Genomic DNA, 20852 nt, shown 5'->3' on the forward strand with positions numbered 1-20852 from the left:
GGAAACCGGGGCTGGTTTGTTTTAATGGACAGAGGTTCCATTTATTTATCCAACTACAACACAATCTTCGGGCAGATGTTGCTGCTCTACATACGTAAGGTTATTCAGCGTAGTATTGGCAATCTGCTGCATGGCTTCGCGGGTGAAAAAACCCTGGTGAGAGGTTACAATCACATTGGGCAGGTGCGTTAATACGTTCAGATCCAGATCGGGCAATTCTTTTTCCGACCAGTCGCTGAAAAAGAAATTATCTTCCAGCTCATATACATCGACGCCCAGAGCGCCCAGTTTTCCACTGTGGATCGCTGCCAGTACGGCAGGCGTATCGAGCAGTCCACCCCGACTGGTATTGATCAGATAAGCTCCCGGCTTCATACGTGCCAGCGCCGATGCGTCGATGATATGGTGCGTTTCGGACGTTAGCGGACAGTGTAGCGACAATATGTCGGCTTCTGCCAGCAATTCGTTCAGAGGCAAATACTCCACGCCAAGTTGCTGTAAAACGGCCGAGCGTACTTTGTCGTAGGCCAGCACATGGCAGCCAAAACCGAGCATAATGCGGGCAAATGCAGTTCCGATCTTACCCGTACCGATCAAACCAACCCGCTTGCCATATAAATCGAAACCCATCAGCCCGTCGAGCGTGAAATTGTTTCGTTTGGTTCGCTGGTAGGCGAGGTGTGTTTTCCGATTCAGTGCCAGCAACAAGGCTACGGCATGTTCGGCAACGGAGTGAGGAGAATAGGTTGGAACGCGCAGAATACGAACCCCCAGTTGTTGAGCCGCCAGTATATCGACCTGGTTGTAGCCGGTGCAGCGGAGTGCCACGAGCCGAATACCCAGATTAGCGAGCGTTTGGAGGGTTGGTGTATTGAGCTGATCATTGACAAAAACGCATATGGCCTGATGCCCAGCTGCCAACGGAGCCGTTTCGGGCGATAGCGACTGCGATAAAAAGGTCAGTTGATGGCGATGATTGGCGTTGGCCGCTTCCAGAAACGACTGCTCGTAGGGATGACAACTAAAGAAGGCGATTTTCATGGCGATTAGGCAATTTGTCGGGAGAAGTCATAATCTGTTAACCGGCACAGTTTTGCCGACGCCCGACTCAACAAGGCATCGACATCGGCCGATACGCTGGCTAGCTGATCATCGACAAGCAAATAATCGTAAGAGCGTAACAGCAGGTGCATTTTCAGAGCCAGTTCGGGCGACGAAAATAACGTCTCGGGTTTGCAGGCACCCGCCCACGATTGAGGAAGCATATCGAGCCATTGCTCCAGGCGGCTTTGTGCCTGTTGTTTGGCTATGCGATAACTTTCTTTCGTTAACCTATCGCTTACTTCAATGTCGTAGGTATGCACAACCGTTAGCCGAATGGCTTCCGATGAATGAGTTGTGAGCCAGCCACGCAGCGCCAATGCTGAGTCGACAGAGCAATCGGTAGGGAAACAGGCTGTTTTCATGGACACGAATTGAGACGTTTTTGTATCTCAAAGGTAGACCGTTGCCCTACCATAGCCGATGAGCCAGCTTAGGCATTCGCCTGATTATTATCAGCTACCAGTTGGCCCGGCGGAGTTTTTCGGGCTGAAGAACACGAATAGCCGAACCAACCAGCTCAATCAGGCCATCCTGTTTAAATTCGCTCAGCGTTCGAATCAACGATTCGGTAGCTGTGCCCACAATGGAAGCCAGATCATCGCGCGAAAGTTGAATAAGACCCTGTGGGTGATTAGGCGCCTGCTGTTCATGTAATCGCAGAATTGCATCGGCAACGCGTCGGCGTAGCGAACTGTAGGCCATTGTAACCAGTTGTTGTTCCCGTTCGCTGATGCGGCCTGCCAGCAGTTTAATAAATTGCTGGCCTACCTCGTTGTTGGCCAGTAGGAGTTGTTTGAAATCTTCGTCCGGAATGTAAATCAGTTCGGAGTCGTCGAGCGTTACGGCCGAGTCGGTATATTCGGTATTTTCGAGTAGAGCCAGATAGCCAAAAAACTCGCCCGCATTGTAAAGGCCCGTAATCAGCTCCTTCCCATCGGCATTGGTCCGAACGGTTTTTACTTTGCCCGATTTAAGAAAATACAGCCGGGTGGGCTCGTCGCCTTCGGTATAGATATACTGCTTTTTGTGAACCTGATGAACCTTACGGTCGGCCGACAGGCTTTCCAGGTTTCCGGCTTTCCGGGCATCGTCCAGAAACTGATTTAAGCCTTCGTGTTGTAGATCATAATCGCCCTTGAGCTGATAGGGGTTGATGTTTTGAAACCGATTGAGCCGACCTTCAATAGCGCTCAGCAGTTCCGATTCGTCGAAGGGTTTGGTCAGGTAGTCATCAGCTCCTAATTCCATGCCCTTTCGGAAATCGGTGCGCTCAGTCTTTGCCGTCAGAAAAATGAAGGGAATGCCTGCCAATTGAGGGTTTTTATTGAAAATATGCAGCACACCATAGCCATCCAGAACAGGCATCATAATGTCGCAGATGACCAGATCGGGACGGGTAGCGAGTGCTTTTTCGACGCCTACTTTGCCATTTTCCGCCGTCAGAACAGCGTAGCCGGTAAGTTCCAGAATTTCGGCCGTATTTTCCCGAATGTCGTCATTATCTTCAATCAGCAGAATAGTTTTCATGTGGGAGAGTTAATGTAACGGTAGTACCCTTATTTAATTCGCTCTGTAGAGCAACAGTTCCGCCCAGCAGATCAATATATCGGGCAACAATATGCAGGCCCAGCCCCGTGCCGGGTGTATTGGAAACATTTTTGGCGCGAAAGAACCGTTCGAACAAGTGTTGCTGATCTTCGGGCGATATGCCGACACCCTGGTCAGAAACGGCTAACATTATGGACTGTGCCGTACACTGGCCAGTTATCGTAACAACTGAGCGCTCACCCGAATATTTGATGGCATTCGACAGCAGATTGACAATCACCTTGCGCAATAACGACGGATCGACCCAGATTTTGCCGGTGCAGTTCAGATCAATCTGAATCGTTTGTTGAGTCTTTAGCATACCCTGCATATCGCCCAGTATATCCTGAAGAAGCGCCGACAAGTCGACAGCTACTGGATTGGCCGTAATTTTTCCTTCTTCCAGCCGACCTACCGACAGAAACTCTTCCAGAATATCGTTCAGGTGATTAACTGATGCGTGTATACGTTGCAGATGTTTATGGCGTTTATCCTGCTGGTCGGTGTTGGGATATTTTTCGATGAGTGTTGCCGACGTGAGAATGGTAGTAAGCGGAGTACGGAATTCATGCGAAGCCATCGAGACAAAGCGCGATTTTAGTTCGCCCAGTTCGCGTTCGGCAGTCAGGGCAATGGCTAGTTCATCTTTCGATCGTTCCAGTTGTTCGAGCGTGTTCATCAACGCATGAGTACGGTCGGCCACTTTCTGTTCCAGATCCGCATTTAACCGCTCAATACGATCGCGGTGGGCTAATAGCTCCCGCTCAGCTTCTTTTTTGAAGGTGATGTCAATTATATACGAAACCGTATAGAGCTGGTCATCCAGCCGAAAATAGCTCAGACTAACTTCAACCGGGAATACCGATTCGTCTTTGCGCCGGGCGTGCAGGTCGCGATTGTGGCCCATAGCCCGCACCTGCGGATTTTTCATGAACGATTCCCGGAGTCGTTCGTGGTAATGACTAACGCTGGTTGGCACCAGCACATCAATCGATTGCCCGAGTAATTCGTCGTCTGGATAGCCAAACAGTTCTTTGGCAAACCGGTTTACCGACACTACCCGACCTCGCTGGTCGGCTACAATGATACCGATGGTTGCATTGGTGAATACGGCTTCGTAGCGTAAAACGCTCTGTTCGAGTTCGCGTTCGGCCTGGTGAAGCCGCACCAGATTCCGGAGCCGAATTAGAAAATAATCCTTACTATCGTTATGTAAGTGTATAATAACCAGCTTACACCATAGTTGCGTGCCATTTTGGTGAGTCAGTTCAATTTCCCGTTCGAGACGCCCCTGTTGCAAAACGCTCTGAATGAGTTGCTGCTGGTGTTCTTTCGTTTGGGCACAGATCAGCAGCGATTTCGACCAGTTGGAATCGGTCAGAAAGTCCTGTTCTGTATGGAAGCCGAGCATCTGTGCTCCAACCTGATTGATGCGTATAAATTGCTCAGAAGCAATGTCGTATACACCAATAAAGTCATCACTTTCTTCAAAAAGAAGATCCGTTAAATGGGTCGAAAAGAGCGTTGAAAGCATAATAGGGAGTCGCTTTAGAGTGCAGTTGCCTGCAACTTCTGTTGCTTACCGCTAAACTACTAGTAGTTTGGCGAAATCTGTTAAATATCAATCGATTTTTTGAGTAACGTCATGGAGATCGACTCGTCAAAAGGAGAATTTTACTGCCAGTTCTAATGGCCGGTCACCCGGCTAGTATGTATTATGGAATTTCAAGCTCAACATCCTATTCTGGTTCCTGCCAGAACGGCCGTGTTGCTGGTCTTTTTGCCGTCGGCAGCCAGTCGTGATACGATTGGTCAGAGATTATCTTTGACAAAGCTTGTTGGGTCGTGGCAGCAAGAACTTGGCCATACCGTGCGCGTACTGAAGATTGATGAAAACGTGCATCCCGACGTTGTACGGAGCTTCGATGTACAGCAATTTCCTGCTGTTGTACTCGTGCAGCAGGGAGTAGAACTGTGGCGTCAGGAGGGTATTACAACGGCTGAGGCAGAGCGAACATTGATGCCGAATCTATTGGAACGGATTGGTAACCATTGAGTTACTAATCCGTTAGTAGTCAACTCGTGTCAGACTGATCTGACTTCCGTGGCAAAGAGGAATTTCGTGCTGTGATTTGCCAGAGGATACCGGGCTATAAAGTCCCCGAACGAGAAGTAGTAAGGCCAGTACAATCGTCGCAACGGGCATCAGCAACGTAAAGCGTCGGCGGAGCGTTGGCGGGAAAAAATTGGGTACAACGCGGACCGTCAGCAGGGCGGGAATCGTACCTAGTCCAAATAAGCCCATATAGAGCGTGCCGGTCAGCGCATTGCTGGTTGTAATGGCTCCCGCCAGGGCTACATAAACAAATCCACACGGAAGTAATCCATTTAGAAAACCCAGCCCTCCAAACGCGGTTAATGTCGGACGTTGCAGAAAGCGGGTAAGAGGCTGTACGATCCAGCCTGTTGTGCGGGTCATTGGCAAACCCGGTAGTTTGCCGCGATTCACCAGAGTCCAGAGTAATAAAAACAAACCGGCTGCAATCGATACCGGCCGTTGAAGGCCGATCAGTAGAATCCCCTGTCCAATACTACCCATCAGAAGGCCCAGACTGGCGTAGGCAGTTACTCGCCCGGCATGATAAAGTCCCATTGCCAATCCGCGTTGCGAACGTGGCAACCGGCCAACTGGTAGCGCCATAGCCAGCGGCCCACACATGCCTACGCAGTGTAAACTACCAACCAGGCCCGTTGTCAGGGCCGCTGTCCACCAGATTGATTGCAGATTCATGGCTTTTAAAGGAATAGATCCTGTTCTGTATAGTAATCCTGCTGCCCGTCGGACCAGGTAAGTTGGACCCGCCAGAAGCCTCTCTTTAAAGGAGCTGTCGACACGGTTTGCTGACGTTGGTGATTGGCTGGAATCTGTACATTGAAATCCTGTTGCCGGTCGGAAGGGCGATAGAATAAAATCTCACCTTTGTTTAATGATGCAGGCAGCGTGAAGGCTACCTGCTGCCGATCGGCCTGGTAGTTGATGCCAACCGCTGGATTCTTGTGCGCATTGGCAACCTGATTAATATGTTGCTGGAAGGCGATTTCGGTCTGATAATAATCATCACGTACCAGATCGACACGCTGGCGGCTCATCCGAAAGACCATAACGCCGATAAATCCGGCAAAGAGAATAAACGTAAGTACGATGGCTTGTCCCCAGTTCATAGTATTGAGTTGTTGAATGATTGAGTTGTTGAATGATTGAATCAGGACTTTCACTTAAAATTCAATCATTCAGCAACTCAATCATTTAAGGTTTCACCGGTCCTAAGAAGGTGGTTTTGATTTGTTCTACAACTTTGTTGCCCGCCAGTACATCGATCTGGAGGGGCGTACTGTTTTCATGAATCGCTTTTTCGGGCAGACTAATGAAGAACATACTTTTGGTTAATTCTCCTGCCGGAACCTGGGTGAGCGGTTGGACGAACGTCAACTGTGCATCGGGCCGATTCAGCCGGAAACTAACGGGTAGGGTTCGGTACGTTTTATTGACAACCTCTATCAGATACAGATTAGAAACCTTGTTGTTGGCTTCGCGCTGAAACAGTTGCCCCGGTGCCCGTAACACCGTTACGTCGATGACCGGGCGGCTAATCAGCAGGAAGCCCAGTATGCTCAGCAAGGCAAGCAGGGCTATGCTATACGCTTTTATCCGACTGGTAAAACGAAACGGTTTTCCTTCTTCAATGCCGCGTAGCGAGTCCATCCGAATCAATCCCTGCGGACGATCGATTTTGGTCATAATATCGTCGCAGGCATCCATGCAGAGTGTACAGTTTACACACTCCAACTGCGTACCATTTCGGATGTCGATACCCATTGGGCATACCTGCACGCAAAGTTTGCAATCGATGCAGTCGCCTTTGTGAGCAGGAAATGCGGGGAGGGCTGGGATGGCGGGGTGCGTGGTGTCATTAACAATGGAGGCCATTCTCCCCGCAACCCCTGCATTTCCTCGCTCTTTCTTTCCACGGGGTTCTCCCCGGATAAAATCGTAGGCTACAATCAGCGAGTTTTTATCGAGCAATACACCCTGAAGTCGGCCATATGGACAAATGGTGGTGCAGACAATTTCGCGCAGGCGGGCAAATACCAGATAGAAAACGCCCGTAAAAACCAGCATAGACGACAGACCGGCTATGTGTTTTGCCGGATCGTCGGTAATGAGCAGCAACCACTGGTCGCGGCCAATCAGATAAGCCAGAAACGTGTTGCTGATCATGAACGAAATCAGGAAGAAAACGCCATGTTTAAGTCCCTTTTTCCAGATTTTTTCGGTGGTCCAGGGGCTGGCATCGAGCCGCATCCGGGCATTGGAGTCGCCTTCAATCCAGACTTCTATTTTACGGAAAACCATTTCCATAAAAATCGTCTGTGGACAGGCCCAGCCGCACCAGACGCGGCCGTAGACCACCGTAAACAGGGCAATGAATACGATAAACGTGACCAGACCAATGGCAACCAGGTAGAAATCCTGTGGCCAGAAAGGTACGCCAAAGAAGATAAACCGCCGTTCGAGCACGTTGAACATAAAAAGCGGATGCCCATCGACCCACACAAAGGGGCCAGCAAACAGGGCAACCAGCAGTACCACGGCAACAATGGTACGCCAGCGGGTAAAGCGCCCCGTAATACTGCGCGGGTAGAGCCATCGACGCCCGCCCGATGCATTGGCGGTAGGCACTACATTGCGAAAGTTCGTTTGTGGGGCTACGTTCGTATTCATTGGATTTATTAATTAGCCATGGCTACCGAAGAGGATTCTTTTTCGCCCTGGGGTTCTTTTGCTCCGGCAGGGTTGGTTCCCTGTAGCGACAGCACATAACTCGTTACCTGCTGAATCTGAAGAGGATTCAATTGTTTTTTCCAGGAAATCATCCCTTTCTCGGGAACACCTTCGGTAATGGTGTGAAAGACGGCTTTCACATTGCCCCCGTGTAGCCAGTAAACATCGGTCAGGTTAGGTCCAACTTTTCCTTCGCCTTTTTCTCCGTGGCAGGCGGTGCAATATTGGGTGAAGAGCGTTTTTCCGGCATCGACGCTTTTAGCATCCTTTAGCATCGTAACGGTATTTTCGTTAATGGAGCCAGCTACTTTTTTGATGTACTCTTCCCGCTGCTGGTCGGCAATAGCCATTTCTTTGGTATACTCCTGAGCCATAATATCGCCCGAACCGATAACATGGAAGATGAGCAGATAGATGGCTGCAAACCCAATTGTGCTATAGAACAACCACATAAACCAGGGTGGAGTAGGGTTGTCCAGCTCAACAATACCGTCGTAGGCGTGTTCCATCATCAGGTCTTTTTCCTGACTTAGTGGGCGAAGCCCCGTTATGCGTTGCCAGAGTGTGCGTGGTTCAGCGGGTTGCGAGGTTGCCGTAGGATTCAGTGTTCTTTTTAGGATAAACAGCAGATAAATCGCCATGGCAGCTACCAATACCAGCCCTACCAGCAGGAGCAGAGCCAGAGAGAGCAATAATAAGTCTTCACCCGAGGAAATAGACAGCACAGATTGGCTGGTTTCCGGAGCAAACAGACCGCTATGGAATAAGATAAATAGGTTCATGGTAAGTGATAGAGGTTAATCGGTTGACGATTCATCGAGCGGCATCCGACCCATTTTCTGAATATATGTTTTGTCGACTAGCAGCAAATACAGGCCAACCAGCACGAAGAAGGCTAAGAATGTGAGGAACGATCCAACCATATAGATGTCCGCACCGGGAATTTTTGAGATGAATTGCTTGAACATAGTTGTAATTGGCTTCGCACGGGGGAATAGGCGGGGAGTGCGGGAATAACCCTGCAATCCCCGCACTCCCTGCCCCCCGCTATTTACTCGCTGTTTCCATTTTCTTGATGTCGGTTCCGAGCCGCTGCAGATAGGCAATGAGCGCTACAATTTCGCGATCGGGTTTTACGCTGATACCATCTTTAGCCAGTCGGGCGCTTACGTCCTGTGCCTGTTTTTGCAAGTCGGCGTTGGCATAGCTGATCGTTTGTTCGTCGTAGGGAACACCTACTTTTTGCAGGGCTCTCAGTTTATCCGACGTAGTTGAAATGTCGAGTTGCTGAGTCAGCAGCCACGGATACGAAGGCATGATCGATCCGGGCGACATGGATGTTGGGTCACGCATGTGATGGTAGTGCCAGGAATCAGGATATTTACCCCCTTCGCGGTGCAGATCGGGCCCCGTACGTTTGCTACCCCACAGGAATGGGTGGTCATACACAAACTCGCCTGCTTTCGAGTATTCGCCATAGCGTTCGGTTTCGCTGCGGAATGGCCGAACCATCTGGCTGTGGCAGTTTACGCAGCCTTCGCGGATGTATAGATCACGGCCTTGCACTTCAAGAGCAGTATAGGGTTGAACAACGGCAATGGTAGGCACATTGGAGCGAACCATAAAGGTTGGAATCAGTTCCACCAGCGAGCCAATCAGAATAACCACCAGTGAGCCAATCAGTAGCGGAATAGGTTTGCGTTCGAACCAACGGTGCCAGTAGGTGTCGCTTCCAGTTGGGGTATAGGCTTTGGTCAGAGCAGGGGCTTCGGCAGATTCGTTGGCAAGCAAACTACCAGCAGCCATTGTTTTGAAGAGGTTATAAGCCATCAGGATAGCTCCTGCCAGATAGAACGCTCCGCCAAGCGCACGCATCTGGTGCATGGGCAATAGTTGCAGCGTTGTTTCGAGGAAATTTGGGTATTTCAGAACCCCTTCAGGTGTGAATTCTTTCCACATCATCCCCTGCGTAAAACCGGAGATATACATCGGAATGGCATAGAGCAGAATGCCCAGCGTACCGATCCAGAAGTGGATATTTAATAGTTTTTGCGAATAGAGTGGTGTCCGATACAGGCGCGGAATGAGCCAGTACAGAATGGCAAAAGCCATGAAACCATTCCAGCCCAGCGCACCAACGTGAACGTGAGCAACAACCCAGTCGGTGAAGTGCGCAATGGCATTCACATTTTTCAGCGACAGCATTGGGCCTTCGAAGGTTGCCATCCCATAGGCGGTTATGGCAACAACCATAAATTTCAGGAGTGTATCTTCCCGTACTTTATCCCAGGCCCCCCGCAGGGTGAGCAGACCATTGATCATACCACCCCACGATGGCGCAATGAGCATGATCGAAAAAACAGTACCCAGCGATTGCGCCCAGTCGGGCAGGGAGCTATAGAGCAAGTGGTGAGGTCCGGCCCAGATGTAGATGAAAATCAGCGCCCAGAAGTGCAGAATTGAGAGTTTATACGAATATATCGGGCGATTGGCCATTTTGGGCAGGTAATAGTACATCAGCCCCAGAAACGGCGTTGTCAGAAAAAAGGCTACGGCGTTGTGGCCATACCACCATTGTACGAGCGCATCCTGCACACCAGCATACATATAGTAGCTTTTGAAGAGGCTCACCGGCATTTCGAAGGAGTTGACGATATGCAGAACGGCCACTGTAACAAATGTGGCTATGTAGAACCAGATGGCTACATAAAGGTGGCGCTCCCGTCGGTTGATGATCGTACCGAACATATTGATACCGAAGACGACCCAGATCAGCGTAATGGCAATATCGATGGGCCATTCGAGTTCAGCGTATTCGTGCGATGTGGTTAAACCCAGTGGCAACGTAATGGCGGCAGCGACAATAATGGCCTGCCAGCCCCAGAAGTGGATCTTGCTTAGCAAATCGCTGAACATCCGGGCCTTGCAGAGCCGTTGCAGCGAGTAATAAGCTCCCATGAAAATGGCATTGCCAACAAAGGCAAAAATGACCGCATTGGTATGTAGCGGACGAATTCGGCCAAAGGTAGTGTATTGCGTGCCGAGGTTAGCGGCTGGTGCAAACAACTGACTGGCAATGATTACGCCAACCAGCATACCAACAATGCCCCAAACGATGGTTGCAATGGCAAAGTTGCGCACGATACGGTTGTCGTAACTGAAATACTCTACACCTGGAGAGTTTGTCTGCCCTAACGTAGTTCGGTCAGACGAGATAATTGTGGGCGGTTTCTGAGAAATCATAATAGTAACGGACTGTTATTCGGGGGTATCGGTAGAAGTTGTTGGTTCATTGTCATCGAGCAGGATGCGCATGGATGGAGTGTACAAATCATCCTGTTGGCCGGAGCGGAGCGACCACCAGAATGCAGCAAGGAACCCCAGAGCCAGTAGCAGGCTGATGCCAATCATGAAGAAGATGATGTACATACCCGTAAGTGTTTGACGGCTCAAAAATGCAGGTTATCTCATGGACGATATATGAGCTTTGTCAGCCAAATAGTTGATAGAATTCAGGAAGTAGAAAAAGCTGATAAAAGTCATCAAAACGCCTGACCAACGTCAGGAAGTGGCTTTGGCCAGGGCGGTACTTTTACTGCCAGAAGTTTATTTTTATCTACGTCATGACCGACACACTGACCAACCCGCCCCAGGGAGAAGAGTCCTCTCTGATTCAGGCCTGCCGAAGTCAAAATCAGGTATGGACCACTGCGATTGTCCAGTATGAACAGGAAATTGATAATCTCCTGGCACTCTTAGCCGATCTGCTCGAACACCCTACCTATCAGAATTTACGCCTGCGTGCTATCGACTATTATGGTACGCTGAATCAGGTGAAGAGCCGTTTTCAGCGATTACGACTCGATATGGTTTGTGAAAATCGGGTTTGTATGCCATCCGATCAACAGGTGTGCAGGGAGCCTCGCTTTGGGTTATATACACTCGTCGACTCACATTTACGGGCACTGGCGGATGAGTTCAGCCGGGTCAAAGCCGGTTGCTATCAGTTCCTTTCGGTGATGGTGACGCTCAATATGCTTTAATACTTGATGGTATTGGATAACCCAATGCCTGTTTCTGAATGATTATTCTCTCCTTCTTTCTTGCGCATTGGTACCTGTCGGTATTGATGCAGACGGTTTTTTTGCACCGCTATTCCGCCCATCAGATGTTCACGATGAGCAAGGGCTGGGAAAAAGTTTTTTACGTTCTTACCTTTATTGGGCAAGGCTCATCGTTTCTTAGCCCCCGTGCGTATGGAATCATGCATCGGCTACACCACGCCCATGCCGACACTGAGCAGGACCCGCATTCGCCCGAGTTTTCCAAAAACCTGTTCGATATGATGTGGAAAACCCGGTTGTATTACAACGATATCCTGAACAACCGGGATTCGATTCCGGCTAAGTTCAAAAAGGGGGTACCCAACTGGGAATGGATGGAGCGTTTTGGCGATCGTTGGCCGGTGCGACTGGCCTGGGGCACGATCTATACGCTAGTTTACATTCAGTTTGCCACATCCCCCTGGTTATTTATGCTGCTTCCGGTGCATTTTCTGATGGGACCGGTTCATGGAGCGATCATCAACTGGTATGCACATCGGTATGGCTATACGAACTTTAAAGTGAACGATACGGCCAAAAATCTGCTTCCGTTCGATTTCCTGATGATGGGCGAGTCATATCATAACAACCACCACAAATACGGTGGGCGGGCCAACTTTGGGGGCTTCCGCTGGCACGAGTTCGATCCGGCGTACCCCTTATTGAAACTCCTGAATGCACTGCACGTAATAAAACTGAGGGTAGGGCGCGATGAAGCCTATATGTAGCTGAACGTTAGGCTGTTTTATGCATGGCCCAAAGACCAGCTATTGGTCCGGGAAGTAGTGCATAAAACAGCCATTCGGTAGTGCCAGTTGTGGTTACCAGCCAGGCTATAAACTGAATCGACAGTACCGTTAGCAGAAAGCCAAAGCAGGTAACAAGAGTCAGAATACTTCCTCGGTTTTCGGTGGTTGCCCGGCTGGCTACAACAGTCGAAAACTGGGGCGAATCGCCAGCGGCCGATGCGCCCCAAATCAGCAGAAAGAACCCAAACAAAAAAGGGGTAGCTGCTATCAGTAGCGGAGTCAGTACAATACAAATTCCTGAAATGACCAACAAATAACGGGCTACCCGCATACTGCCAATTCGTAAGGCCAGATAGCCTCCTCCAATGCATCCGACGGCTCCGGCAGCAATGGCACCAAAGGCCCAGACTGACGTCGGGAAAACGACACCGGGGTGTTGTTGCTTATAGTAGTTAATGAGCAGGGGCAGGAATGCCCAGAGGGTATATAGCTCCCACATATGGCCAAAATAACCTAGCATGGCGGGCCGGAAAGCCGAGGGTTTCCAAAGTGAGAATAAGGCCTGAAAACGAAACAGACTACGACTTTTCTGAACGGGATTGGCCGGCACCGTTATGGTCAGTAAAACCCCACCACTGATCGCCAGCAAACTAACCGATAGCAGTAGGGTTCGGTATGGCAAACTACTGCCCAAACCACGAATAAGGTGCGGAAAGGCTGTTCCAACTACCAGTGCCCCTACCAAAAGTCCCATTGCTTTGCCTAAAATCGGCTTAAACTGATCGGCTACAATCTTCATGCCTACGGGATACACTCCTGCCAGAAAGAAGCCCGTCAGGAACCGGCTGGCCAGAATTGTGCCAGCCTGAATGGGCAAAAATAACCAGAGCAGATTCACTAGAGCGGCTAGAATAACAGAGGTCAGGAAAACGTAGGTCGATGGGAAACGGTCTGGAATCGCCAGAACCGCATACAAAAGTGTTCCCGTAATGAAGCCAAGCTGAACCGACGACGTAATCCAACTGGTCAGGGCGGGGGTTTTCAGCAGGGGCTGAAGCTCGGGCAAAATGGCATTTCCGGCAAACCATAACGATGTTCCGGCAAATTGAGCAAACACAACAACTGGTAACTGACGATTGACACGTGAGGAAGCGAGCATTCCCAAAGATACGTATTCAATCTTTTTTCGGGGGGCGGTGTAAAGTACTATTATTCAGTCTATGTCAGATCCCTGACATAGACTGAATAAACGATAGCGTTTATACCAATGATTTTTCCCGACTCCAGAACCGGTGCTGGGCAATAGCTTTGATAAAGTCTTTTGCCACCTTGTCGGCTGCCCCATTGGAGCCGCTGATGATGCCGTCGCTGGTAAGCCTATCAGGCGGCAAAGCTGCTTTCAACAGTATTTCTCCTTCGCCGGTGGCTGCAATGGCCTTGCAATGCATAAATGCTTCATGAACAAACCGAATAGCATCGGGCTCCTGAGCAAGTGCATCGGCACTGGGTTTTCCTCCCGGAACATAAACCGCATCGAACAAAACCGAAGCAACTGTTTGTAAACTTGCGTCAATTTTAACCGATTGGCCACCCGATGTTTTGAGCATGCCCAGATGAGGAGCAACAATAGCAATAACTGCTTTTTCGGCGGCAAGCGCTTTCTGCATGGTTTCCAGCGAAGCCGCATCGACGCCATCGGCCGCCAGAATGGCTACCTGCCGGGTTTTGATCGAGTCCATGATGGTGTTAGCCATACTTAAGGCTTCCGACCGATCAAGGGTCAACTGGACTGGCCCGGATTGGTAATCGGCAGGGTTTGCATCGGCCGGAACACTCATGTTCAATTGAACGCCCTCTGTCGATGGCACATCCAGTCCCAAACCTTCGCCAACAAGTTTTGCCAGTGTCGCGTCAATTTTCGACAAATGCATGAGCATTCGCTGCCGAATCGCTTCAATGGCTACTTTACCTAGCTCAAACCGAAGCGCTTTAACGATATGCGTTTTTTCGGTAGCCGACTGACTATTCCAGAACAGTTTTGCCTGGCTATAGTGGTCCATAAAGCTTTTGCTTCGGGCACGAACTTTGGGCGCATCGATCCGTTCGGCATAACTGGCAAAGCCTCCTTCCTGCTGCCGGGCCTGGGCCGGGCTATTACCGTTTATGGAATTAGGACTATAGCTTGTTTGCCCTTTGTTGATCATCTGCCGCATGTGCCCGTCGCGTTGATTGTTATGGACCGGGGCAATTGGCCGATTGATCGGAATCTCATGGAAGTTAGGACCGCCTAGTCGCTTTAGCTGTGTGTCGGTGTAGGAAAACAAACGCCCCTGCAGGAGTGGATCGTTGGTGAAATCGATACCCGGAACGACGTGTCCCAGATGAAATGCAACCTGCTCGGTTTCGGCGAAGTAGTTGTCTGGATTGCGGTTGAGGGTCATTTTCCCGATTCGCCTGACCGGAACCAGTTCTTCCGGAATAATTTTTGTTGCATCCAGCAAATCAAAGTCGAACGTATGCTCGTCTTCTTCATTTACGATCTGTACACCAAGTTCCCATTCAGGAAAAGCTCCGCTTTCGATGCTATCCCACAGGTCACGGCGATGAAAGTCCGGGTCGCGGCCCGAAATTAGTTGGGCTTCATCCCAAACTACCGAGTGGACACCCATCAGGGGTTTCCAGTGGAATTTAACAAAGCGGGCTTTGCCTGCTTCATTGATAAACCGGAATGTATGCACTCCGAAGCCTTCCATCATCCGATAACTACGCGGAATGGCCCGGTCCGACATCGCCCACATAATCATGTGCATTGATTCGGGAGTTTGCGAAATAAAGTCCCAGAAGGTATTGTGAGCAGTGGCTGCCTGTGGAATTTCATTATGTGGCTCGGGTTTGGCCGCATGGATCAGATCGGGGAATTTGATAGCATCCTGAATAAAGAAAACCGGTATGTTGTTGCCGACCAGATCAAAATTGCCTTCTTCTGTATAGAACTTTACGGCAAAACCACGAACATCGCGCGCCAGATCGGTTGAACCCCGTGAGCCTGCTACGGTTGAAAAACGCACAAAAACCGGCGTTTTAACGCTGGGGTCCTGCAAGAAGCTGGCTCTGGTTAGTTCGGCCTGTGGTTCATAAACCTGAAAGTAACCGTGAGCGCCTGCGCCACGGGCATGCACGATTCGTTCGGGGATGCGCTCATGGTCGAAATGGGTAATTTTCTCACGGAAAATGAAATCTTCCATCAGGGTTGGCCCCCGATCTCCGGCCTTTAGTGAGTTTTGGTCGTCGTTTACCCGAAGCCCCTGGTTGGTTGTTAAGAACTGGTCTTTACTATCCTCCCGATTCATGTCCAGTTCATTCACTTTGTCATTCATACTCGTCTGGCTTTGTTGTTAGTTTTTATTCTGTAGGATTAGTAGAATTACATCCGAAGCCAGATAATGTTTATGTCAGCCAGAAAATAGTGGCGAAAGTGATTAGGTGGGAATCGTTTCGTTGACCATTAGTCATGAAGAGGCCTGGGTTTCCTGCCAGGAAACCCAGGCCTAAAAGATAAAAGAATTGAAAGGCGGCTAATAAAGTTTATTCAGCTTCGGTAAGCTGTGGTTCCGTAACCGTAATCTGGGTTTTCCAGCCTTGTGGTTCCTGGCTGGGAGCTGGCGTTCCCCACGGATCGTAGAACGGAATAATGGCCACCCAGCGGCCTTTCGGATCGTCCCAGCTAAAGCGGTCGGCAAAGCTCGACGGGCTAACCCAGTGCGGCAGATCGTAGCGGAACAGAATCATGTCGCCCACATTCTGATGCCCTTCAGTTTCTATAATCGTGTCGTTGATAATATAGCCCGTGCCTCCCGAATGGTAATCCTGCCCATACTGATTTAGTGCCAGAATTACGCCAACCTGCTGCGGGTTAAGCGGATGCCAGTGCCGCCCGAAGAAAGAGCCGCCTAGCGGATAGTGCGTAATCTGTGGATGGAAATAGGGTTTCCCTTTGGCCCGGATACCCAGCGGAACCGCATTGCCCGTGAGCCGATTCCAGAAGCGGGTCATCGGTGTAAATACCGATAGGAGCGTTTGCTGAAAGTCGGGTTCCAGCGCCGGAATATTATCGAACGTATGATCGTGGAAAAGCTGTGGTGCCTGCTGAATATTGCTGATATGGAGTCGATGCTTGTGGGCATTCGAGATAAAATCGTCAGGTTCCTGACGCAATGGTTCCTGGTTCGACCAGTTAAGTGTTTCGTTGATAACCCGTTTCAGCAGGTCGGCGGGAAAAATGTTTTTGACAATAACTACATTAGGTTCGTTGACCAGTTGCATCACTTCTTCGTAAGGCAGTTCGGTAACAATCTCGCCGTTTTCCAGACGGCCTTCCAGTGTAATCAGGTAATCAGCAACTTTTTTCATGGATGTAATGATGACTTAAATTGGAGAATAAAATCAGGGACGGGTAGCCCAGCGGTTCCAGTTCCGCATTCCGATGGTGGCAATAGCCAGCATGGTTGCCGAGCTGATGGGCATCAGAATAGCAGCTACAATGGGCGACAGATGACCCGTTAGGGCATAGGTCAGGCCCATGAAGTTGTATAGCAGCGAAACCACAAAGCTGAACCGAATCAGACGCATACCAAACCGGCTATAGCGAAGCATGGCGGGCAATTGCTGTAGGGTCGATGCTTCCAGAATAGCGTCGCTGGCAGGTGTAAACTGGATGGTGTCTTCCGTTATGGCAATGCCTACATCAGCTTGTTTGAGCGCACCGGCATCGTTGAGCCCGTCGCCAACCATCAGTACGCGCTGCCCCCGATCCTGGAGGTGGCGAACTATGTCGAGCTTTTGCTGCGGCTGACACGCAAAGGTCATCTTATCGTTATCGAACCATTGGGCCAGTTCGGCCCGTGCGGTATCGTTATCGCCCGAAAGCAGATAGAGCGCATACTTACTTTTTAGTTCTGTTAAGATAGCGTCGAGCTGAGGGCGGTATAGATTGGCAAACCGGAAATAGCCGCGATATTGATGTTCGATGGAAACATGAACTGTTGCGCCCGCAATTGCCTGCTGATTGGCTGATGGATTGGCATCTGGGTCAACGAACGCACGGGTTCCTAGTTTAACAACCCAGTTGTCGACAAGAGCCTGTATGCCATGGCCGGGTAGTTCGGTGAACCCATCGATGGGCAGCGGTTGGGCATTAGCCAGATGGGAGGTTAGCTTACGGCTAAGGGGATGTGCCGACTGTTTTGCCAGCGATGCAATCAACGCGCGTTCGTAGTTGGTAAGCGACGTTGTGAATGACTCCTGAACCGTATTTTGCAAATTGGTGGTGAGCGTACCGGTTTTATCGAAAACAATAGCATCGCAGCCCGCCATTTCTTCAAGTACTTCGGCGTTTTTGAGGTATAGTTTCTGCTGGCTGAGTTTTCGGAGGCCATTGCCCAGCGCAAACGGATACGACAACGACAGCGCACAGGGGCAGGCAATGATGAGCACCGCCGTAAATGCATTGAGCGCCCGCGATGGGTCGTGGGCATACCAATACAGGGCAATCAGTGTGGCCAGAATAACAACCGTAATAGTGAAGTATTTGCCTACTACATCGGCAAAGGTTCGCATCCGTGACGTGTCGCTTTTCCGAAAAGCGTCGTTATTCCAGAGTTGAGTCAGGTAGCTTTGCGACACGTCGCGGACTACTTCCATTTCAATCGCTTCGCCAATCTGCTTGCCACCCGCATAGAGCAAGGCTCCCGGGGCTTTGGCTTCCGGTTCCGATTCGCCCGTTACAAAACTATAGTCGACCATAGCCTGCCCTTTATACAAAAGGCCATCGGCCGGAATCAGTTCATGGTTTCGAATCCGTATATGATCGCCTTTGCGGAGCTGCGCTACGGGAATTACTTTGTGCGGGGCTGCTTCTCCGCGCTTCACCACCGTTACGGCCAGCGGGAAATAAGACTTGTAGTCGCGTTCGAATGACAGGAATTCGTGGGTGCGCTCCTGAAACCATTTACCACATAAGAGGAAGAAGACCAGCCCGCTCAGCGAATCGAAATAACCGGCTCCGTTCAGAACGAACACTTCGTAGGTGCCGCGAAAAAAGGCAACCAGAATGCCTAATAGAATAGGGAAATCAATATTGATAATGCCTTTCCGTAGACTTGTCCAGACCGATTCGAAATAGCCCGATGCCGAATAGAAAACGACCGGAATAGCCAGCAGAAAGTTGAGAATACCAAAGACGTGTTTAAGTGCGGGATCATCGAGACCAAGGTATTCGGGGAAGCTAAATAGCATGATGTTGCCCGTACAGAAACCCGCTACGGCCAGCCGATACAGCAAGGGGCGGTAGGATGGCTTCTGTTGTTCTTTGACAACGTCGTTCAGGCTAATCAATGGCTCGTAGCCAATTGAGCCAAGCAATTCAACAACCTGACGAAGGCTGAGTTTATCGGGTTGATAGCTGATATGTACCTGCTTTTTCAGGAAATCGACCCGCGATTGTTGAATGCCCGAATTGATTCGATATAGGTGTTCGAGCAACCACAGGCACGAACTACAGTGAATGGTAGGAACATAGAAGGTGACTTTGGCAACCGAGTCGCTGGAAAACTCCAGCAGTTGCGCAATAATGTCGGGATGATCCAGAAAAGCCAGTCGTGCGCTGTCGGAGCCAGTGGGAGCGGTTTCACTGGTTTTAATGGTATTGCCGGGCCGGAGCTTATCCTGATTTTGATCAATCGAATAATAGTGACAAAGCTGGTTTTGACTCAGAATAGTGTAAACGGTTTTACAGCCTTCGCAGCAGAAATGTTTGTCTTCGTAGAGAATATCGTGGTCGGTGCAATCATTGCCGCAGTGATAGCATTGAATGTTCGAAATCGTTGCCGTGCTCATACCTCAAAAATTTGTGGCAAGTTGGCAAGGCCTGATTCTCAAAACCCTGACAATCGTCAGTCTTTCCGCTGATACCACTCAGTGTGTGTGCTTGATTATCCGTTCATTTTTGCTTGCGAAAAGCGGAGGTACTTTGTGCGAAGCAACCCCGCTATTGCCCTGCGCGAAGTACCCTGCGCGAAGCAACCCCGCATTAACCATGAACACATTAATTCAGAAATACAACGTTCCTGGGCCACGGTACACGAGTTATCCGACGGTGCCATTCTGGGACAATAGCACATTTAGTGAAACGGCCTGGGTTCGCAGCCTGCGCCGGGCCTTTTCCGTCAGCAACCATACATCGGGTATTAGCCTATATATCCACCTGCCCTATTGCGACAGCCTTTGCACGTTTTGTGGCTGTAATAAACGCATTACGCGAAATCATGGCGTCGAATCGCCCTATATCGACGCGTTGCTGGCTGAGTGGGGCCTGTATTGTGATTTGTTGCCCGAAATGCCACGCATTGCCGAACTGCATTTGGGAGGAGGAACGCCAAGTTTTTTTTCTCCTGAACAGCTTAGGCGACTGTTGAACGGACTGTTTAGCAGAGCCACGCCCTCCGAATCGCCCGATTATGGCTGGGAGGGGCATCCGAATAACACAACCTGCGAGCACCTGGAGACTCTCTATGATTTTGGGTTTCGGCGGGTGAGTTTTGGCGTACAGGATTATGACCCCGTTGTGCAGCAGGCCATTCATCGGATTCAGCCGTTTGAGAATGTACGGAAGGTGACCGAATGGGCTCGCCAGATCGGCTATACATCCATCAGCCACGATCTGGTTTTTGGACTTCCCTTCCAAACCACTGATTCCATTGTCGATACAATCTTTAAAACCCTGACGCTTCATCCTGATCGTATTGCTTTTTATTCATACGCTCATGTTCCCTGGATTGAAGGAATCAATGGGCAGCGGGGGTTTCGGGAGAGCGATTTGCCGACTCCCGACCAGAAACGGCTTCTGTACCAAACCGGGCGGGATTTGCTCGAACAGGCGGGCTACGTAGAGATAGGTATGGACCACTTTGCGCTTCCGCACGATTCGTTATACAGCGCGCTCGAAAATGGCACATTGCATCGCAATTTCATGGGCTATACTACTACGCAAACACAGGTGCTGATCGGCTTGGGAGCATCGTCTATTGGCGATGTCTGGACTGCCTTTGCCCAAAATGAAAAAGAGCTGGATGTTTATATGAGTCGGGTCCTGGCGGGCGAGTTGCCGTTGTTGCGTGGCCATGTTCTGGATGATCAGGATCAGTTTCTGCGTCGACAGATTCTCAATATTATGTGTCAGGGAAAAACCCAATGGCATTTGAGTAGCTGGTCGAAGTCTGAATGGGAAATGCTGAGTGCGCGACTGGAATCGTTCTGGCTCGACGGCTTGCTGGATTTTGATGCCGAAGGTTTATGGGTGCGCCCGGAAGGCCGCCCTTTCCTGCGCAATATATGTATGGCATTCGATGAGCGGCTTAATTATGCTCAGCCGCAGACCCGCCTGTTTTCGCAAACCATATAAGTTCTTCT

19 protein-coding genes are annotated in these 20852 nt (G+C 50.1%); 4 read left to right on the forward strand and 15 right to left on the reverse strand.

Features of this window, described 5'->3' with window-relative positions; translation table 11 throughout:
- Window positions 1-45: 45 nt before the first annotated feature.
- The 4 genes from WBJ53_RS03395 to WBJ53_RS03410 all read right to left on the reverse strand — a co-directional run bounded on the left by WBJ53_RS03395 (window position 46) and on the right by WBJ53_RS03410 (window position 4225).
- The gene (locus WBJ53_RS03395) at window positions 46-1041 is read right to left on the reverse strand and encodes a 2-hydroxyacid dehydrogenase (protein WP_338874644.1); all 996 of its coding nucleotides are present in this window, start codon (window positions 1039-1041) and stop codon (window positions 46-48) included.
- 5 nt (window positions 1042-1046) lie between these two features.
- Complete coding sequence (locus tag WBJ53_RS03400; RefSeq protein ID WP_338874645.1) at window positions 1047-1466, reverse strand: hypothetical protein; 420 nt, start codon at window positions 1464-1466, stop codon at window positions 1047-1049.
- Window positions 1467-1560: 94 nt separating this feature from the next.
- Window positions 1561-2631, reverse strand: coding sequence for a response regulator (locus tag WBJ53_RS03405; RefSeq protein WP_338874646.1), 1071 nt, complete (start codon window positions 2629-2631; stop codon window positions 1561-1563).
- Window positions 2609-4225: an ATP-binding protein gene (locus WBJ53_RS03410; protein WP_338874647.1), complete on the reverse strand. Its 1617-nt coding sequence runs from the start codon at window positions 4223-4225 to the stop codon at window positions 2609-2611. The genes WBJ53_RS03405 and WBJ53_RS03410 overlap by 23 nt, the downstream gene beginning before the upstream one ends.
- A gap of 183 nt (window positions 4226-4408) precedes the next feature.
- On the opposite strand from WBJ53_RS03410, the gene WBJ53_RS03415 reads away from it, so the two are divergent.
- Window positions 4409-4747, forward strand: coding sequence for a thioredoxin family protein (locus WBJ53_RS03415; RefSeq protein WP_338874648.1), 339 nt, complete (start codon window positions 4409-4411; stop codon window positions 4745-4747).
- A 12-nt stretch (window positions 4748-4759) separates the two neighbouring features.
- Here the strand turns inward: WBJ53_RS03415 and WBJ53_RS03420 are convergent, their stop codons facing one another.
- The 7 genes from WBJ53_RS03420 to ccoS all read right to left on the reverse strand — a co-directional run bounded on the left by WBJ53_RS03420 (window position 4760) and on the right by ccoS (window position 10963).
- Window positions 4760-5482 carry a sulfite exporter TauE/SafE family protein gene (locus tag WBJ53_RS03420; protein ID WP_338874649.1) on the reverse strand — a complete coding sequence of 241 codons (723 nt, stop codon included), beginning with the start codon at window positions 5480-5482 and terminating at the stop codon, window positions 4760-4762.
- Window positions 5483-5487: 5 nt separating this feature from the next.
- Entirely contained in the window at window positions 5488-5913 is a 426-nt protein-coding gene (locus WBJ53_RS03425) for a FixH family protein (RefSeq protein ID WP_338874650.1), read from the reverse strand.
- Window positions 5914-5998: 85 nt separating this feature from the next.
- Window positions 5999-7474: a cytochrome c oxidase accessory protein CcoG gene (gene ccoG / locus WBJ53_RS03430; protein ID WP_338874651.1), complete on the reverse strand. Its 1476-nt coding sequence runs from the start codon at window positions 7472-7474 to the stop codon at window positions 5999-6001.
- Between the two features lie 8 nt (window positions 7475-7482).
- Window positions 7483-8316 carry a cbb3-type cytochrome c oxidase N-terminal domain-containing protein gene (locus WBJ53_RS03435; RefSeq protein WP_338874652.1) on the reverse strand — a complete coding sequence of 278 codons (834 nt, stop codon included), beginning with the start codon at window positions 8314-8316 and terminating at the stop codon, window positions 7483-7485.
- Window positions 8317-8331: 15 nt separating this feature from the next.
- The gene (locus WBJ53_RS03440; protein WP_338874653.1) at window positions 8332-8502 is read right to left on the reverse strand and encodes a hypothetical protein; all 171 of its coding nucleotides are present in this window, start codon (window positions 8500-8502) and stop codon (window positions 8332-8334) included.
- Between the two features lie 79 nt (window positions 8503-8581).
- The gene (gene ccoN / locus WBJ53_RS03445; RefSeq protein ID WP_338874654.1) at window positions 8582-10777 is read right to left on the reverse strand and encodes a cytochrome-c oxidase, cbb3-type subunit I; all 2196 of its coding nucleotides are present in this window, start codon (window positions 10775-10777) and stop codon (window positions 8582-8584) included.
- A 15-nt stretch (window positions 10778-10792) separates the two neighbouring features.
- Entirely contained in the window at window positions 10793-10963 is a 171-nt protein-coding gene (gene ccoS / locus WBJ53_RS03450; RefSeq protein ID WP_338874655.1) for a cbb3-type cytochrome oxidase assembly protein CcoS, read from the reverse strand.
- Between the two features lie 194 nt (window positions 10964-11157).
- Between ccoS and WBJ53_RS03455 the strand changes: the two genes are divergently transcribed.
- Together WBJ53_RS03455 and WBJ53_RS03460 are read left to right on the forward strand one after the other, a co-directional pair.
- Window positions 11158-11577: a hypothetical protein gene (locus WBJ53_RS03455; RefSeq protein WP_338874656.1), complete on the forward strand. Its 420-nt coding sequence runs from the start codon at window positions 11158-11160 to the stop codon at window positions 11575-11577.
- A 38-nt stretch (window positions 11578-11615) separates the two neighbouring features.
- Window positions 11616-12365: an acyl-CoA desaturase gene (locus tag WBJ53_RS03460; RefSeq protein ID WP_338874657.1), complete on the forward strand. Its 750-nt coding sequence runs from the start codon at window positions 11616-11618 to the stop codon at window positions 12363-12365.
- A gap of 7 nt (window positions 12366-12372) precedes the next feature.
- Here WBJ53_RS03460 and WBJ53_RS03465 read toward each other — a convergent pair whose 3' ends face one another.
- From WBJ53_RS03465 to WBJ53_RS03480, 4 genes are all read right to left on the reverse strand, one after another.
- A complete protein-coding gene (locus tag WBJ53_RS03465) occupies window positions 12373-13545 on the reverse strand; it encodes an MFS transporter (protein ID WP_338874658.1) in 1173 nt (390 codons plus the stop codon).
- 100 nt (window positions 13546-13645) lie between these two features.
- Window positions 13646-15736 carry a catalase gene (locus WBJ53_RS03470; RefSeq protein WP_338877148.1) on the reverse strand — a complete coding sequence of 697 codons (2091 nt, stop codon included), beginning with the start codon at window positions 15734-15736 and terminating at the stop codon, window positions 13646-13648.
- Window positions 15737-15971: 235 nt separating this feature from the next.
- Window positions 15972-16796 carry a hypothetical protein gene (locus tag WBJ53_RS03475; protein ID WP_338874659.1) on the reverse strand — a complete coding sequence of 275 codons (825 nt, stop codon included), beginning with the start codon at window positions 16794-16796 and terminating at the stop codon, window positions 15972-15974.
- A 33-nt stretch (window positions 16797-16829) separates the two neighbouring features.
- Window positions 16830-19280 carry a heavy metal translocating P-type ATPase metal-binding domain-containing protein gene (locus tag WBJ53_RS03480; protein ID WP_338874660.1) on the reverse strand — a complete coding sequence of 817 codons (2451 nt, stop codon included), beginning with the start codon at window positions 19278-19280 and terminating at the stop codon, window positions 16830-16832.
- Between the two features lie 199 nt (window positions 19281-19479).
- Here WBJ53_RS03480 and hemN point away from each other — a divergent pair, with 199 nt between their 5' ends.
- Entirely contained in the window at window positions 19480-20844 is a 1365-nt protein-coding gene (gene hemN, locus WBJ53_RS03485; protein ID WP_338874661.1) for an oxygen-independent coproporphyrinogen III oxidase, read from the forward strand.
- Window positions 20845-20852 lie beyond the last annotated feature (8 nt).

This window comes from Spirosoma sp. SC4-14 (assembly GCF_037201965.1).
GTDB lineage: Bacteria > Bacteroidota > Bacteroidia > Cytophagales > Spirosomataceae > Spirosoma.

Excerpts from the sequence above, each read along its gene's own strand:
- WBJ53_RS03395 (WP_338874644.1), bottom strand. The coding sequence starts at position 1,041 with ATGAAAATCGCCTTCTTTAGTTGTCATCCCTACGAGCAGTCGTTTCTG.
- WBJ53_RS03400 (WP_338874645.1), bottom strand. The coding sequence starts at position 1,466 with ATGAAAACAGCCTGTTTCCCTACCGATTGCTCTGTCGACTCAGCATTG.
- WBJ53_RS03405 (WP_338874646.1), bottom strand. The coding sequence starts at position 2,631 with ATGAAAACTATTCTGCTGATTGAAGATAATGACGACATTCGGGAAAAT.
- WBJ53_RS03410 (WP_338874647.1), bottom strand. The coding sequence starts at position 4,225 with ATGCTTTCAACGCTCTTTTCGACCCATTTAACGGATCTTCTTTTTGAA.
- WBJ53_RS03415 (WP_338874648.1), top strand. The coding sequence starts at position 4,409 with ATGGAATTTCAAGCTCAACATCCTATTCTGGTTCCTGCCAGAACGGCC.
- WBJ53_RS03420 (WP_338874649.1), bottom strand. The coding sequence starts at position 5,482 with ATGAATCTGCAATCAATCTGGTGGACAGCGGCCCTGACAACGGGCCTG.
- WBJ53_RS03425 (WP_338874650.1), bottom strand. The coding sequence starts at position 5,913 with ATGAACTGGGGACAAGCCATCGTACTTACGTTTATTCTCTTTGCCGGA.
- ccoG (WP_338874651.1), bottom strand. The coding sequence starts at position 7,474 with ATGAATACGAACGTAGCCCCACAAACGAACTTTCGCAATGTAGTGCCT.
- WBJ53_RS03435 (WP_338874652.1), bottom strand. The coding sequence starts at position 8,316 with ATGAACCTATTTATCTTATTCCATAGCGGTCTGTTTGCTCCGGAAACC.
- WBJ53_RS03440 (WP_338874653.1), bottom strand. The coding sequence starts at position 8,502 with ATGTTCAAGCAATTCATCTCAAAAATTCCCGGTGCGGACATCTATATG.
- ccoN (WP_338874654.1), bottom strand. The coding sequence starts at position 10,777 with ATGATTTCTCAGAAACCGCCCACAATTATCTCGTCTGACCGAACTACG.
- ccoS (WP_338874655.1), bottom strand. The coding sequence starts at position 10,963 with ATGTACATCATCTTCTTCATGATTGGCATCAGCCTGCTACTGGCTCTG.
- WBJ53_RS03455 (WP_338874656.1), top strand. The coding sequence starts at position 11,158 with ATGACCGACACACTGACCAACCCGCCCCAGGGAGAAGAGTCCTCTCTG.
- WBJ53_RS03460 (WP_338874657.1), top strand. The coding sequence starts at position 11,616 with ATGATTATTCTCTCCTTCTTTCTTGCGCATTGGTACCTGTCGGTATTG.
- WBJ53_RS03465 (WP_338874658.1), bottom strand. The coding sequence starts at position 13,545 with ATGCTCGCTTCCTCACGTGTCAATCGTCAGTTACCAGTTGTTGTGTTT.
- WBJ53_RS03470 (WP_338877148.1), bottom strand. The coding sequence starts at position 15,736 with ATGAATCGGGAGGATAGTAAAGACCAGTTCTTAACAACCAACCAGGGG.
- WBJ53_RS03475 (WP_338874659.1), bottom strand. The coding sequence starts at position 16,796 with ATGAAAAAAGTTGCTGATTACCTGATTACACTGGAAGGCCGTCTGGAA.
- WBJ53_RS03480 (WP_338874660.1), bottom strand. The coding sequence starts at position 19,280 with ATGAGCACGGCAACGATTTCGAACATTCAATGCTATCACTGCGGCAAT.
- hemN (WP_338874661.1), top strand. The coding sequence starts at position 19,480 with ATGAACACATTAATTCAGAAATACAACGTTCCTGGGCCACGGTACACG.